We start from the raw sequence: 15,583 nt of genomic DNA, 5'->3' as shown, positions 1-15,583 counted from the left end.
TTTTTCATCATATGTAAATTTCTCGTATAAAACACAATAGCTATATATTATATTCTTTGAAAAAATTTTAATTTATAGGAAGATGAAGAGATCAAAATAAAAATGGATGATGGGGAGGAAAAACCTGATTCTCCCAGTCCAAGAGAAAGGTATTTATATAGCTTAATACATAGTGAATAATGGAGCATAAAAAAAGCGCCCAAGATCCCCATCTTGACGCGCTTATTACCCTAAACTAATTTTAATAAAACACCCTTTCAACAAATGTAACACAATTGATGGAAATGCAAAAGAAACACATTATATTTTTTTCACATATAATAAAAAAAGCGCCCAAGATCCTCACCTTGATGCGCTTTTAACCTAAACTAATTTTATAAAACACCCTTTGAATACCTAGACGATTCAAAATTAAACATCCCCCATGCCTTGAGTTGCAAAATATAATATGTATTTATTCATCATATGTAACATATTAAAAATCTTTATATTGTATTTAATTTAATATGAAAAAAAATTAGAACCTTTTTGTTAAAAATTTGTTAACATCGAAAAATGCAAGAGAATATGAGCATTATGAAGTGATGAGAAGAAGGAATTTCAATTGTGATATTTTAGGCATCGGAAAAATCCATGTAAAAAAAAGCGCCCAAGATCCTCACCTTGACGCGCTTATTACCCTAAACTAATTTTTATAAAACACCCTTTGAATAATAGACGCATGATTTACAGCCCTCCCCTACACTGATTTAAATAAATATTACAAATATATTTATATATTATTTTTACCACATATATAAATTACTAATAATCTAAACGCAACTCCATTTTCATCTGTTTTTAAAAATTGACTAAAAGTCAACTAAATAAAAATACAACTTAGTAGGAGATGTAGTTCAATTTCTAAATCAGACAACATATCATTTCATTTACACTAAAATCGAATTTGATTTAATTTCATATGTACCTAGGATTCGATTATCTTTATCGCAAAATTAATCAATGAAAGAAGTATATATTGTTTCCGCCCAAAGAACCCCAATGGGAAGTTTCGGCGGAATGTTATCAAGCCTTAGTGCACCGAGTTTAGGAGCTACAGCAATAAAAGCAGCATTAAAGAAAGCCAATGTTGACGCTAATTATGTAGATGAAGTATTTATGGGCAATGTATGTTCTGCTAATTTGGGACAAGCTCCAGCAAAACAAGCTAGTCTAGGAGCTGGAATACCAAATACAGTGCCTGCCACCTCTGTAAATAAGGTATGCTCATCAGGAATGAAGTCGATTATGTTCGCTGCGCAGTCTATCCAGTTAGGACAAGCTGAAATTGTAGTTGCAGGCGGAATGGAAAGCATGAGTAATATTCCTTACTACTTGCCTAAAGTTAGATGGGGGCTTAAGTTCGGCTCTGCAGAAATGGTAGACGGATTACAGAAAGACGGCTTATCTGACGCTTATGATCACCAAGCCATGGGAATTAGCGCAGATAACACCGCCAAAAAATACAGCTTTACAAGAGAAGAGCAAGATGAATTTGCAATAAACTCTTATAAAAAAGCTGCAGCAAGTACAGAAGCTGGAAAGTTTGCTGAAGAAATAGCGCCGGTTAGTATTCCGCAGAGAAAAGGTGATCCTGTAATCATGACAGAAGACGAAGAATATAAAAATGTGCGTTTTGAAAAAATCCCATCTTTGAGACCAGCTTTCAGTAAAGATGGTACCGTGACCGCTGCGAACTCAAGTACAATTAATGATGGAGCATCAGCACTAATACTGGCTAGCGAAGAAGCAGTTAAGAAATTTGGTCTGAAACCAATTGCAAGAATTGTTTCTTATGCAGATGCTTCTCATGAACCAACTTGGTTTACAACCGCTCCTACATTGGCAGCGCCAAAAGCTTTAAAAAGAGCTGGCTTGACCAAAAACGACATGGATCTTTACGAAGTTAATGAAGCTTTCGCGGTAGTAACGATGGCATTCAATAAAGAATTAGAAATTGACCCAACAAAAGTAAATATTAATGGTGGTGCAGTTGCACTTGGACATCCACTAGGTTCATCTGGATCAAGAATTACAACAACATTAATTCATTCTTTAGGAGAACAGAAAGGAAAATATGGATGTGCAACGCTTTGTAATGGAGGTGGAGGCGCCAGTGCCATTATTGTAGAACGATTGTAATTACAGGGAGATTTCAGAAAAAGAAAAGAGAAATAGCAATCATCGCTTTTCTCATAAATCTCAGCTCGAAAACTGAGCAATGAAATTTCGAAATAGAAATTGACCAAATAAGAGCAGCCCACATTCTAAATGTAGGCTGCTTTTATTTTTATAACTGAATTGTTATAGCTGAAGTGTAATAAGCTCCAAAATATCCAAGCGCGTTATTACTAAAATTACCTTTCGCATTATAGGGAATAGAACTACTCAATCCTTCACTCTGAGAACCATCTAAGTCTAAGAAGTAATCATAATATGCTTGATCAGTACTTAGTAATTCAATGGTTACCTTACTCCCTTTTTCAAACCTAGATCGAATCGGTTGGGTTATTTTATTCCCATCTAATCCTTCATCATTGATCACAGAAAAGTTTCCACTATCGTAGACATCGTCTCTGTAAGACTTCAAGCGGTAGTAATTCTTTTCTCCTAGAACATCATCCCAAGAAGTAGTCATCTGAAATGATTCTTCACTCGCTGCAGGCCCGAAAGGCAGATTGAATTTCATAGTATCCACGGTCATTAAGTTTATTTCCGAAGGCATTTTTGCAATGGCGGTATAATTAACGCCATCTACATCAACACTTAAGGTTACCTCCTCTCCTTGCTGAACACTAAGATCCATTCCTTCATAAATTCCTGAATCGTTTCTGTTAAGACTAATTGTTTCTCCGTTCTCACCTTTCAATTCCACCACCGCATTCATAACCTTCACCTGTTCTGCAGCCTCGTAGAAGTCGTTCGACTTTGATACTATTACAGCAATTTGCTGATGGGTAGCATCTAAGTTGGCTTCGATCACAATCCTTGGTGTTGTATTGTCTAGCTCAAGATCTATAATATCTTCGCATCCTGTAACAAGAAAGATGCTTAAACTAGCTATTATTATATTAAATATTTTCATCATATATAAATTAAAAATTTAAAAACTAAAATTCCATGTCACAGAAGGGATGATTCCGAATAAGGCAAGTCGAGAAGCTTCTGTATTTCCACTCTCCCCTTCTTGAAAAGTAATCGAATATGCATTTTTCCTATTGTAAACATTGTAAGCTGAAAAGTTCAGACTGTTAGAAAACTTGTCCGTATCCTTTATCGTCCAAGTAAGTCCTGCATCTAAGCGATGATAGGTAGGCATTCTATCCGCATTTCTAGCAGAATAGAGATTGATTAATGAGCCATCTATGTAGTATTTCCCTGCTGGAAAGGTGACCGCATCGCCTGTATAATAGACCCAAGTAGCAGACAAACTTAGTTTTTTCGTAAGTTCATATATTGCCACCAACGATAGATCATGTGTTCTGTCCTGTCTTGCTGAATACCAATTCCCTTGGTTAATGTCATCACTTCGAAGTTCCGAAGAACTCAAGGTATACCCTAGCCAACCCGTTAATCTACCTTTGGTTTTTTCAAGCAAGAATTCTGCCCCATAAGTTCTACCTTCTCCGAACACCAACTGAGATTCCACATCATTATTCCCGAAAGTTTCCGCTCCATCTTTATAATCCACGGTATTTTGCAGCCATTTATAATAGACTTCTGTACTAAACTTATAAGTATTAGACTTGAAATTTCTAAAATATCCAAGCGCAACCTGATCTGCGATCGTTGGCAGAACTACTGGAGAACTTGGTAGCCAAATATCTGTAGGCGTTCCAGAATTTGAATTTGATAAGAGATGCAAGTACTGATAATTTCTATTATAAGAAGCTTTAATTGAGCTCTTAGCATCTAATAAATAAGTTGCACTTACTCGAGGTTCGACACCCAAGAAAGTATTATAAAACTCTCCATTCTCATATTCCGCATTTCCACCTTCTTCAATTTCGCTTTCACTTAAATTTCCAATGTTACTAAAACTGCTTAGTCTCAGTCCATAATTAGCGGTAAATCTATCGCTTAACTTCTGTTCATTTGACCAATAGAGCGCATTTTCTAGTGCCAGTCTACTACTAGGAAGTGCTGTTTCAACTTCATTGTCAAAAGAGAATTCATTCGGTCTGAATTCATGGAAATTAGATTGCCAGCCAAATTTCATGGTATTATTAGGATTCAAGAAGTAATTATAATCTTGTTTCAGCAAATAGTCATAAATCCCTGAAGAAAGATCCACATCGATATCACCTACGTTCAGTCCAAATCCATAATTATAATCTGAATAAACGAGGGAAGTATTCGAAAACAACTTGTTGTTAAAGGTGTGATTCCATCGCCCAGTAAAAGTGGTATTCCCCCAGTCAAAACCAAGATCATCTACACCAAATGCATCTCTCCCTAGATAACCAGAAAGGTAAATCCGATCCTTACTACCTATTTTGTAGTTTGCCTTAGCATTCAGATCATAAAAATACAATGAAACGCCATCGAAATCATCTGTAAAAGTTCTTGCGACCACATCTGCATAAGTTCTTCTCCCTGACACAATAATAGAACCCTTATCTTTATCGAAAGGACCTTCTACCGTTAATCGAGAAGATATTACGCCTATTCCGCCAGAAGCTCCCCACTCCTTCAGGTTTCCTTCTTTCATTCTTACATCCATTACAGAAGAAGCTCTACCACCATATTCCGCTGGAATACCTCCTTTGTAAAGTTTCACATCTTTCAAGGCATCCGAATTAAAAACAGAGAAAAACCCTAACAGGTGACTTGCATTATAAACTGGAGCTTCATCTAGAAGAATCAAATTTTGATCAGCAGCGCCTCCTCTTACAAAGAATCCACTTCCCCCTTCAGAACTACTCGCGACTCCAGGCATTAACTGGAATGTTTTCATGATATTCTGTTCGCCCATCAAGACTGGAATTTTCATGGTCTCCTTTACATCAAGTGTAACAACACCTACTTCTGTGCTCGTCACATTATCATCAGCCCTTTCAGCCGTAATGGTCACTTCATCTAATTCATTGGCTCCACTTCCTAGTTCTATGGTCAATTCTTGATCCTTATCTAGTTTGATTTCAATTCTTTGCGTCTCAAAACCCACATAGGAATAAGCAATTACATAATCCCCTTCAGGTAACGTAAGTGAATAAAAACCATAAAGATTGGTTGTAACTCCCTCGCCAGAGCCATCGACACTAACAGTTGCATACATCAGGTCCTCTCCAGTATCTTGGTCTTTCATATAACCGCTTAAAGTGAAACTCTGAGCGCTCACTGCAATTACCGATGAAAAGAAAAGGGCTAGCAATAATATTTTTTTCATTTTATTTTATTTCTTGCCTCAAAAATAGGTGTACTCGAGCCTTGAAAAATCAAAAGAAGAGTGAATCGTGTAAAAGAGGGAGTGAATCATGTAATTACATTCTTCGAAGGTTAACTAGCCATGGTGACTATTCCGTATCTTTGCATCGAAAGAGATTCTGAAATGATTATTAAATATACACCGTGCTAGATTCCACAAAATTAGGGTCGAAAATTAAGATTGCCTTAGCCATCACCATAGGTATGGTGCTTATGATGTTTATAGCTATTTTCTTAGTTGGCTCTAAGGAATTCTTGGAAGTTGTGCAGCCGAAGATTCACATTATCTTTTTTAAACTATTTGCTGGCATTACCATTTTCTCAGCAATAGCTTCTTATACGATATCCTTATTAAATAAGTATTCCTTCGAGAGAGACTCTTGGAAAAGATGGGCTATTGAGCTTTTGGTTTTAATTTTCACGGTAACAGTGATCAGTGTTTTAAAATCTAAATTTCAGCCTGATCATCATGTGAACTCGATTTTTGACACCAATAACACCATCACCGCTTTTGCGATGTTCAATATTTCGATGGGTGTTCTAATTTTCATGGTTTATGAAATATGGACTGTTCTTGAAGACAACCAAAAGCTAACCATATCTTTGGCTTCTTCTGAAAAAGATAAATTAGCCTTACAACTTAGTTCTTTACAACAGAAACTTAACCCTCACTTCCTATTCAACAGCTTAAATGTTCTGTCAGAACTGATGTATGAGGACACGGAAAAAGCGAACGAGTTCATCAATCAATTTTCAAAGGTCTACCGCTACGTTTTAGACATTAATGATCAGTCCTTTGTTAGTCTTAAAAAAGAAGTTGAATTCTTGGAGTCTTACTTATTCTTGCAAAAAATAAGATTCGGTGATAAATTAATAGTAAACATTGACCTAAGCCCAAAAGTCCTTAATACATATGCACCACCACTTGCTTTTCAACTTTTACTCGAAAATGCAATCAAACATAACCAAGCAACCAAGAAAAGCCCACTGGTGGTCAATATTACGAATGACGAAAAATATTTAATTGTTAAAAATAACATTCAACTCAGAGACGACGTAAACAATTCTACGGGCGTAGGACACAGCAACCTAAAGTCGACCTACTCTTTCTTCTCTGGTCTTCAACCCCAATTTATCCAGAGTGAAAATGAATATATTGCTATGCTTCCAATCTTAGAAAAGTTACCATGATAAAATGCCTTATTATAGAAGATGAAGATCTTGCAGCACGAAGGCTGGAAAGACTGATTAAGGAAAGTGATCGCAATGGCGAATACCTAATCAGCCATCGCTGCCAGTCTATTTCGGAATCCGTTAAAATACTTAAAGAGGAGGAATTTGACTTGATATTTCTGGACGTGCACCTAACGGATGGACTAAGTTTTAAGATTTTCGAACAAGTTGAAACCGATATTCCTATCATCTTTACCACTGCCTATGATCAATATGCCATCGAGGCATTCAAGCAAAATAGCGTGGATTATCTTTTAAAACCTATTCAGAAAGATGACCTTGTCCAGAGCTTAAGCAAATACCAAACGCATTTCACCAATAAAAGTCAACAACTCCCAGACTATCAAGCATTAGCCAATGCGATAAACCACGCAAAGTCTCCTTTTAAACAAAGGTTTATGGTTCAGATTGCAGATAAGATCAGGACGGTAGATGCGTCTGAAATTCATTACTTCTATGCTGAAAACAAAACCACTTACTTGATCACAGAAAATGGGAAGCGCTACTATGTGAATCATACGCTGGCAGAATTAGAGAGCCTTCTTGATCCACAGCATTTTTTCAGGGTGAATCGAAAAGTGATTATTAGAATCAATAGTCTCGTAGAAGTTCTAGCCTATTCAAGGAGTAAGCTTAAGGTGATTCTAAAGACAGATCCAGGCTTCCAAGTTTTCGTACCAGCTGAAAAAATCTCAGGATTCAAGGATTGGTTAAATTAAATCCCTAAGCGGAAATGCTTTATAGTACTACGCATATACTTAAAACCAATGCCCGAAGGTCGCTACTGCTCTTATATTTTCATGAAATATTTTCACGCCTAATCCATCTTTAACTATTATGATTATTTGCGTTCACATCATCTAATTAAAACAAGCTAAAAAAACTACAAGTGACATGACTCCTTCTCGATTTAGTTTGTGATTATTAATATCAACTTATCATCATTGTTTCGGATATTATTTCCCAATTATTTCTTCGAAGTTAATCATTATCCTTTGGCTTATTATATTAAGTATCAGGACTTATTTAATCCTTCTATGAAATCTTCTTCGTATCCAATAATGATGTCTTCAATAAATCCTTCTTCATTTATTAAAACAAAAGTGGGGTATGCATTTATGCCATACTTTACTCCAATTTCATTGGCATTTGCTATTACTGGAAACGGGACATTAAATTTGGTAGCGTAATCCTTAACTTTTTTTATTTCATCAATAGGATTAATGTAAACTGCTGTAATATTATTTGATAAAATAAAGTTTTCTTGATTAAAATGATTGAGTGCAGTTTTACAATATCCACAGTTTATAATGGAAAAATTTAGTAGCACCTTTTTCCCTAGATTTTTTTTCAGGTCTATGATGTTTCCATTTAGGTCACCAGCTAAAAACTCTGGGGCTTTCTGTCCTACTGATAGTGAAACTTTACTATTCGATTGGCCATAAGCTACTGAACTGAAATCCAATGGATCAGTATATGCAAGTTTTGATTCTGTTTTATCGTAATCGTACGCTGTATATTCATATGAGACAATTTGAGCTGGATTATCATTAAAATAGTTTCTTCGTTCAAATCTTAGCAGTTGTTTTGATGAAATATTGATAAAAATATGCAGTTCCGTATAGATTTTATTCCCATTTACAATAGTATCAGCTTCTACTTTCTTAAAATTACTAAAGCTTTCGTCTTCCATCAATGTGTCGTTGACAAATACCCAATCTGTTAAGTTTAGCAAGGATAAAGGTGAATACTTTATGTAATTACTGTTCATAATTCCATCCTTAAAAGCCTGAGTGTCTAGCTCTGTGTAGATGGTAATCACTTTATCATGATTATTCACACGTTTGAACTTACCATCAATATAAATCTCGTCCAAAATTTAGGATTCATAAATAAAATCATTACCAATTATGCTGGAATCGGATTTATTAAAATGAATGAGAGCAACCGATGTATCAATATCACCCATTGGGTTTGGGTAGTGAGCACTCTGACGATATTTAACGCTCTGACTACTAGATATTTTCTTCTTTGATTGACTTAGTAAATCGTTGTGACTGCAAGTACACGAAGAAAAAGAAATTAAAAAGCTTAAGATTAGGAATACGTTTTGATTCATTCTATAGGGATATTTATTTTCTGATTTCTGAAAATGTTAGTAAAAAATTATAGTAGGATATATTGAATTAATAGCTTAGAAATAAGACTTTGACTTCAAATCAATTTTCAATTAAGAAAGTAATTACTTATCTATTGTCATCATTCCGTGCCCAGGAATATTGCTGTTTTTGTCAAGTTCATTAAACCAAACAAGTCGATATACAACAGGTTAGCATTTTGTTGACTCCATACTATGAAGTCATCCACTTCTGAAAAACAATAAGCTCGTTCCTCGATCTAATATCCAGTTTATTAAAAATTTTATAGACATGACTTTTAACAGTACTGACTTCTACATTGAGTTCCTGAGCGATCATTTTATTGGTCAACCCTTTATTGATCAATTCTGCTACTTTTCGTTCTTGAATTGATAACTGATTCAACTTATTTTTCGGTCTGATTATAGATCTGAAGTAATAATATATCAGACCGGCTAAAATAAAGATCAGAACCAATAACCAAATGGGATTAAAGTATCGCCTTTTATTCAAGCCTGATGGCAAATAAGAATTACTTCCAAATCGACGATATAGTTTATCCCAGTTTTTGCCTGTTCTATCGTCAAAGCCCGACAAACCAGCCTCGTTTATGGCGAGAATACATGGAACCGCCAGTTTGCATGTATCGGCATAAGCAAACATCTTTTCTCTAAACGTTTGACTTATATTCACCTTGCTTTCTGGATCTGTGGCATCAGCATACGAATCTTGATATTCATTCATCGTCTTCCAAATCTCGAGCAGTTCCCTGTTCAATAAATCATCAGGGGTGAAACTTTGGAAGAGATTTGGTGCCCTCGGAATTTCCAATACTGTATCATCCATAATTCCATAGAATCCAAAATTCTCCTCATCACCTCCTATGATAAGATTGGCAACCGGCGCTCCTTTTTTAATCACATGCAATCTGATCAATTCAAAATCTAAGGGTTCTTCGAATATATATGAAAAGCTTCCATTGACGATTTCTGCGTCCCCTATAATCATGTATGGATTACAGCGATACATATCATCCATGGAACTTATCCTGCTAAAATAAATTCTTTCTTCCCAAGTAGAATCAACTATAATGTTACCACGAACTGTCGTTTGCGCATTTGCAAAAGCACAATAGAAATAGAAAATTATAAATAAAGACCTCACCATCAGTTTAAAGAATTAGTCTTTGTCAATTGAATAGTTAAGCACTCCAGTCACATCTTTTGATGCAATCTTTAATATCCATTTACCCGGAATCGGATTTTCCATTGATTTTACCATGGTGCCATTTGCTCCTGAGTCATCACTAGAAGTAATCGTTTGGCCACTGGATATATTCTTACTTGAACTTATAGCAATTACAGAATCGCCGTTTTCAGAACCTTGAACCGATATAGTACTTGTACTTGAATTAGAATTAATACCAGTTCCTGACGAAATATTAATTGTGGAGCTATTTTGATTACTGTTTTTATTGCTATTCTTATTTTTACTCTTGCTTTTTATATTTATGTTATTATAAGATTTTCCGTTATCTATCATGGCCTCTAATAGAAAATTGCCTTCCCTTTTTCCATTAGGATCTATGATAGATACTTCTAGCCCCCCTGATTTAATGTTACTATTAATGGAAAATGCAATTTCTTTCTCGCTAGAAACGGTAAATGGTATTTCTTTTACAGAGCTCTCATTGTTAAAAATTATCTGATTGGATTGAGCGAATGTAGTATTTACTACCATAAAGCACAGAATTAAAAAACTTAGATTTTTCATCATTTTTTATTTAGAATTAATAATGCTTCAAAGAAAGATTTTTATTAATGCAAATCCCTAAATATAGGGGTTGAAAAAAGTATGAATAGAGTTGGATAAATGCATTAGTGTTGGTTTTAAAGGCATAAAAAATTTAAATATTGTGAAAGTTAAACGCAAAGAATTTCTATGATCTGATGTAATTCTAATACAAATCCCAGTCTAATTCGAATTATTCCATCCTTTATTATTCACAATTAACCCTCATGAATAGTCCATCTTCTTAGAATTTGAGAACTATGAAGTCAATTGCACTAAACCAATAAAAATGAATGCTATAACTATGAAACTTTTAGAATCTATATCCGAATGTCGCTACTGCTCTAATATTTTTTTGAAACACTTTCAAGCCTAATCCTTCTCTTAAAGTATTATTTTCGCCTATCTCTGGATCTGGCCCATCTCCTTGAAAATATCCAGCTTCTATAATTGGTAGGTCTAGTCCTAATGAGAAGTAATATCTATTGCTTAGGCGGTAAATTTTCGGACTTAATCCTAAACTTAATGCGTAATCTACTTCAGAAAAGTTTCTAGTATCATTGTTCGGATAAAAATTATCAGAATATCTGAACTCTGGCGATGCAAATGCTCCTATACTAAACCAATTATTTATATACCGATCGAACTCATATCTGAAATTAAATCTGAATTCATTAATATTGTATTCACCTTTCGCTTGTGACCACTGACTATATTCGACAAGAGTCTTCATGTTAGACTTCTTCATAAAAGACATATAACCGATACCTAGTCCAGGTTTGAAATTAATTCTACTTCCAGTTAATGTTGAATTGGTACTTATGATGAAAGCGTCGTTAAGGCCTGAGTCCAATCTTAGATCCACCTTTTGAGCATTACTAGAGATGGTTCCTAATGCTAAAAACATAATAACGGTCAATATATTTTTCATGGTTCTATTGATTGTTCGTAAGCCTAAACGATGAAATTTCTTTCATTGCTGCTTAGTTTTTTTCTATGTCAATTTTGGTTACTTGGGAAAATGTTGAGTTTAAAATACAAACTTTTATATCAATAGATTGAAAATTCAAAGGGTTAAATTCCCAATGAATAGCTAATTCTTTTACAAAATCCATTTCTGTCATTTTGTCATAATCTCAAACTTTTTACCTAATTTTGCATTCCTTTTTAATATAGCAAATGATAGGACATGTATAATGATAATCCAACCTTATTAAATCTCAACAAAAATATAGACGAATCCAAACAAGGTGAGGCTATTACAGGTGTTGTTCCGATTAACGATAACGGTAAGAAATTCTATATTGAGAGTTACGGTTGCCAGATGAATTTTTCAGATTCTGAGATTGTTGCTTCCATTTTGGCAGAAGAAGGTTTCGGAGCAACTCGGAACATGGAAGTTGCTGACTTAATCCTAATCAACACTTGCTCGATAAGAGAAAAAGCGGAAGATACGGTAAGGAAAAGGTTGAGAATCTTTGATAAGTTGAAAAAACAAAACCCTGGAATGCTCGTAGGTGTGCTTGGGTGTATGGCAGAAAGGCTCAAGGCAAAGTTCTTAGACGAGGAAAAATTAGTAGACATCGTTGTAGGACCAGATGCGTATAGAGATTTACCGAAATTGATCGCAGGTGCAGAAGATGGAGACAAGGGAGTTAATGTATTATTAAGTAGAGAAGAGACTTATGCGGATATCTCGCCATTGAGATTAGATTCTAATGGTGTGAGTGGATTTATTTCCATTATGAGAGGATGTGATAACATGTGCTCATTCTGTGTGGTTCCATTTACAAGAGGTAGAGAACGTTCTAGAAATCCATTTACCATAGTTGCTGAAGCACAAGATCTTTTTGATCGCGGATATAGAGAAGTAACCTTACTTGGACAGAATGTAGATTCTTTCAAGTGGGAAAATCCTGAAACTAAGGAGTTAACTACATTTGCTAAGTTACTAGAGATGGTTGCACATGTTAGTCCATTGTTAAGAATAAGATTTAGTACTTCTCATCCTAAAGATATCACCGATGAGGTTTTATTTACGATGGCGAAGTACAAAAACATTTGCAAGTATATCCACCTTCCGGTTCAGTCTGGAAATAGCCGAGTGCTAGAACTAATGAACAGAACATATGATCGACCTTGGTATAAAAGTAAGATCGATCGAATCTATGAAATCATGCCTGATTGTGCAATATCGTCAGACGTCATTACTGGATTTTGTACAGAAACAGAAGAAGAGCACCAAGACACCTTAAGTATGGTAGAATATGCTCAATATTCTATGTCTTATATGTTTTTCTACAGTGAGCGGCCAGGAACATTGGCAGCCAGAAAATATGAAGATGATATTCCATTAGAAGTGAAGAAGAGAAGATTGACTGAAGTCATTAGATTACAGAATCAAATCTCTCACGAACTAAATGCAAAAGATATCGGTAAGACATTCGAAGTATTGATAGAAGGTGATTCTAAAAAATCAGACCTTGATTTCAAAGGTAGAAATTCTCAAAATAAACAAATCGTTTTCCCTAAAAAAGCTGGATTAAAGCCAGGTGACTATACTTACGTGAAAGTGAAAGCAAGTACGAGTGCGACTTTGATGGGAGATATTGTAGAAATGCCATTGAATTAAGCATTTTTTTGAAGATTCACACTTTAACATTGACCTAGAGAAAATAAGAAATTCCAAATACACGGAAATTTATGATTAGAAAAGTTACCTGTAAAAATTGTAAGGAAGCATTTGAAATCAAATCTTCAGCAAATTCTCGTCATGAACTAGAAGATGAGAAAGGGCGCTATTTTTATGCTAAGTGTAACCATTGTCATATAGAAAAAGAGTACCATGTTAATGAGGTAAAATCCGAAATCGGTCGATCTAATCTCGTGATTTATCTCACGCTAGGAATTGTATTATTTCTTGTTTCTACCATCTACTTTTTTAGATTAGGATTAATATGGTCAGTCACTTTAATTGTACCAGCTTATGTCTATATTCAGTTAAAAAGCAACTCACAAAAATCTGTGGATTTGTTTAATCTCAGTGAAATCTCAAGAACAAGAACATCATGAGCAGTTTGCAAGCTATCAAACAACGATTCGGAATTGTAGGAAAGTCTCCTGCCTTAGAGCATGCATTACAGACTGCTTCTCGAGTATCTAGTACGGATCTTACGGTCTTAATCTCCGGAGAAAGTGGTGTGGGAAAAGAAGTTTTTTCTAAAGTAATTCACCATCTGAGTCCGCGAAAGCATAACCAACTTATTGCTATCAACTGTGGAGCAATTCCAGAAGGTACGATTAACTCAGAGCTTTTCGGGCATGAGAAAGGTTCATTTACTGGGGCAACTAGCGATCGAAAAGGTTACTTTGAAACCGCAGATAAGGGAACCATATTTCTAGATGAAATAGGTGAAATGCCATTGGACACACAGGCCTATTTGTTGCGGGTTTTAGAAAATGGCGAATATGTGAAAGTAGGTTCGTCCGTTGTTCACAAAACCGACGTTCGGGTGATTGCAGCGACGAATGTCAATTTATTAGAAAGGGTTAAAAATGGGAAATTTCGAGAAGATTTGTATTATCGTCTTAATACGGTGCCTATAGAAATTCCTTCCTTAAGGGAAAGACGAGAAGACATCTTTGTTTTGTTTAGAAGGTTTGCTGTAGACTTTTCAGATAAGTACAATACGCAAATCATTAGACTTGATGAACAAGCAAGATTATTAATAGAGAACTACAATTGGCCTGGAAATATTCGGGAGCTTAAAAACGTAGTGGAACAACTTTCGGTGTTAAGTGATGACGCTCAGATTTCAGCGGAACAATTAGTCACATTGATACCGAATATAACTAAGCGAAATCTACCGAGCATTTCAGGTGGTAGAGATCAATCTTTCGAGGAAAGAGAAATTTTGTACAAGCTACTTTTCGAGATGAAAAGTGACTTAAATGATCTAAAGTCGTTGGTTTTTGAATTAATTCAAACCAATAACCTGAAATTTCCGCAAATGAATTCGTTTCAAAAAGTGAGTCAATTACCTGAATCATTTTCAGATTATCAGACGCATGGCGAGGAATCACATGAAAATTACAAGGAGGACCATCAGCCGATATTGATCGATCATTCTAAGCCAAATTACCAAGATTCAGAAATTGTAGAAGAAAATCTATCGCTTGATGAAATGCAGAAGGAGTGGATTAAGAAAGCGTTAAAAAAACATGGAGGGAGAAGAAAAGATGCTGCCGATGAACTCGGAATCTCGGAAAGAACGTTATATAGGAAGATAAAGGAGTATGAGATTTGAGTCGGGAGTCGGGAGTGGGGAGTCTGGAGTCGGGAGTCGGAAGTCTTGAGTCGGGAAGTCTTGAGTCTTGAGTCTTGAGAGTTTTACGAGTAATAAGACTTTATACTTTAATTACGAAAATTGAAAATCTTTTAGATTGATAAAAATTGAAAATTTGGCAAAAACTATTTTATATATCATCACATTATTTACGATAAGCAGTTGTTATACGCTGAATGGAATCAGTATTCCAGATAATGTTACCAGTTATTATGTAGATAACTTTGACCTAAAGGCTAGAAATGCTCCTCCATTAATTAATCAGATATTTACTGAAGATCTGAAAAACAAGATTAATCAGCAAACCAAACTCGTTGCTAATGATACAGAGCCAGATGTGGAATTCAAAGGTGAGATTTCAAGATATGACCTAGAACAGCTGGCACCAACTCGGAGTGAGGAGAGTTCCCTTAACAGGCTTAAGGTTTCCATTTCCGTCGAGTATATAAATAATAAAAACAATGATCTAAGTTGGAAGCAAACATTTTCTCAGAACTATGATTTCTCTCCAGATCAAGATCTACTAAGTATTCAAGATCAAGCGATCGACGATATATATGAACAAATAATAGAACAAATTTTCAATAAATCTTTTGCAGACTGGTAACA

At 35.2% G+C, this 15,583-nt stretch carries 13 protein-coding genes; 7 read left to right on the top strand and 6 right to left on the bottom strand.

The features are described 5' to 3' along the window. Positions 1 to 1,002: 1,002 nt before the first annotated feature. A complete protein-coding gene (locus L2586_RS21710; RefSeq protein ID WP_235295063.1) occupies positions 1,003 to 2,181 on the top strand; it encodes a thiolase family protein in 1,179 nt (392 codons plus the stop codon). Between the two features lie 148 nt (positions 2,182 to 2,329). Here the strand turns inward: L2586_RS21710 and L2586_RS21705 are convergent, their stop codons facing one another. Together L2586_RS21705 and L2586_RS21700 are read right to left on the bottom strand one after the other, a co-directional pair. Continuing rightward, complete coding sequence (locus L2586_RS21705) at positions 2,330 to 3,124, bottom strand: DUF4249 domain-containing protein (protein WP_235295062.1); 795 nt, start codon at positions 3,122 to 3,124, stop codon at positions 2,330 to 2,332. Positions 3,125 to 3,142: 18 nt separating this feature from the next. Further along, positions 3,143 to 5,428: a TonB-dependent receptor gene (locus L2586_RS21700; RefSeq protein ID WP_235295061.1), complete on the bottom strand. Its 2,286-nt coding sequence runs from the start codon at positions 5,426 to 5,428 to the stop codon at positions 3,143 to 3,145. 182 nt (positions 5,429 to 5,610) lie between these two features. Between L2586_RS21700 and L2586_RS24730 the strand changes: the two genes are divergently transcribed. Together L2586_RS24730 and L2586_RS21690 are read left to right on the top strand one after the other, a co-directional pair. After that, positions 5,611 to 6,657 carry a sensor histidine kinase gene (locus L2586_RS24730; RefSeq protein ID WP_235295060.1) on the top strand — a complete coding sequence of 349 codons (1,047 nt, stop codon included), beginning with the start codon at positions 5,611 to 5,613 and terminating at the stop codon, positions 6,655 to 6,657. Next, the gene (locus L2586_RS21690) at positions 6,654 to 7,418 is read left to right on the top strand and encodes a LytR/AlgR family response regulator transcription factor (protein WP_235295059.1); all 765 of its coding nucleotides are present in this window, start codon (positions 6,654 to 6,656) and stop codon (positions 7,416 to 7,418) included. The genes L2586_RS24730 and L2586_RS21690 overlap by 4 nt, the downstream gene beginning before the upstream one ends. 296 nt (positions 7,419 to 7,714) lie before the next feature. Here the strand turns inward: L2586_RS21690 and L2586_RS21685 are convergent, their stop codons facing one another. From L2586_RS21685 to L2586_RS21670, 4 genes are all read right to left on the bottom strand, one after another. After that, positions 7,715 to 8,575 (bottom strand): TlpA family protein disulfide reductase, encoded by an 861-nt coding sequence (locus L2586_RS21685; RefSeq protein WP_235295058.1) that lies wholly within the window; start codon positions 8,573 to 8,575, stop codon positions 7,715 to 7,717. Between the two features lie 475 nt (positions 8,576 to 9,050). Beyond that, entirely contained in the window at positions 9,051 to 10,004 is a 954-nt protein-coding gene (locus L2586_RS21680) for a response regulator transcription factor (protein ID WP_235295057.1), read from the bottom strand. A gap of 12 nt (positions 10,005 to 10,016) precedes the next feature. Then, positions 10,017 to 10,577: a hypothetical protein gene (locus tag L2586_RS21675; RefSeq protein WP_235295056.1), complete on the bottom strand. Its 561-nt coding sequence runs from the start codon at positions 10,575 to 10,577 to the stop codon at positions 10,017 to 10,019. A gap of 364 nt (positions 10,578 to 10,941) precedes the next feature. Further along, entirely contained in the window at positions 10,942 to 11,559 is a 618-nt protein-coding gene (locus L2586_RS21670; protein ID WP_235295055.1) for a hypothetical protein, read from the bottom strand. A gap of 258 nt (positions 11,560 to 11,817) precedes the next feature. Here L2586_RS21670 and miaB point away from each other — a divergent pair, with 258 nt between their 5' ends. From miaB to lptE, 4 genes are all read left to right on the top strand, one after another. Beyond that, positions 11,818 to 13,260, top strand: coding sequence for a tRNA (N6-isopentenyl adenosine(37)-C2)-methylthiotransferase MiaB (gene miaB, locus L2586_RS21665; protein WP_235295054.1), 1,443 nt, complete (start codon positions 11,818 to 11,820; stop codon positions 13,258 to 13,260). 71 nt (positions 13,261 to 13,331) lie between these two features. Further along, positions 13,332 to 13,700, top strand: a complete 369-nt coding sequence (locus L2586_RS21660) for a hypothetical protein (protein WP_235295053.1) — start codon at positions 13,332 to 13,334, stop codon at positions 13,698 to 13,700. Next, a complete protein-coding gene (locus tag L2586_RS21655; protein WP_235295052.1) occupies positions 13,697 to 14,935 on the top strand; it encodes a sigma-54 interaction domain-containing protein in 1,239 nt (412 codons plus the stop codon). Before L2586_RS21660 ends, L2586_RS21655 begins: the two co-directional genes overlap by 4 nt. Positions 14,936 to 15,089: 154 nt before the next feature. Further along, positions 15,090 to 15,581, top strand: coding sequence for an LPS assembly lipoprotein LptE (lptE, locus tag L2586_RS21650; RefSeq protein WP_235295051.1), 492 nt, complete (start codon positions 15,090 to 15,092; stop codon positions 15,579 to 15,581). Positions 15,582 to 15,583 lie beyond the last annotated feature (2 nt).

Origin of the sequence: Portibacter lacus, from assembly GCF_021533215.1 — a bacterium.
GTDB lineage: Bacteria > Bacteroidota > Bacteroidia > Chitinophagales > Saprospiraceae > Portibacter > Portibacter lacus.
This window is presented reverse-complemented; position numbering and strand designations above follow the sequence as displayed.

Bases quoted from the DNA above. Each gene is read 5' to 3' on its own strand.
- L2586_RS21710 (WP_235295063.1), top strand. From the start codon at position 1,003: ATGAAAGAAGTATATATTGTTTCCGCCCAAAGAACCCCAATGGGAAGT.
- L2586_RS21705 (WP_235295062.1), bottom strand. From the start codon at position 3,124: ATGAAAATATTTAATATAATAATAGCTAGTTTAAGCATCTTTCTTGTT.
- L2586_RS21700 (WP_235295061.1), bottom strand. From the start codon at position 5,428: ATGAAAAAAATATTATTGCTAGCCCTTTTCTTTTCATCGGTAATTGCA.
- L2586_RS21690 (WP_235295059.1), top strand. From the start codon at position 6,654: ATGATAAAATGCCTTATTATAGAAGATGAAGATCTTGCAGCACGAAGG.
- L2586_RS21680 (WP_235295057.1), bottom strand. From the start codon at position 10,004: ATGGTGAGGTCTTTATTTATAATTTTCTATTTCTATTGTGCTTTTGCA.
- L2586_RS21675 (WP_235295056.1), bottom strand. From the start codon at position 10,577: ATGGTAGTAAATACTACATTCGCTCAATCCAATCAGATAATTTTTAAC.
- L2586_RS21670 (WP_235295055.1), bottom strand. From the start codon at position 11,559: ATGAAAAATATATTGACCGTTATTATGTTTTTAGCATTAGGAACCATC.
- miaB (WP_235295054.1), top strand. From the start codon at position 11,818: ATGTATAATGATAATCCAACCTTATTAAATCTCAACAAAAATATAGAC.
- L2586_RS21660 (WP_235295053.1), top strand. From the start codon at position 13,332: ATGATTAGAAAAGTTACCTGTAAAAATTGTAAGGAAGCATTTGAAATC.
- L2586_RS21655 (WP_235295052.1), top strand. From the start codon at position 13,697: ATGAGCAGTTTGCAAGCTATCAAACAACGATTCGGAATTGTAGGAAAG.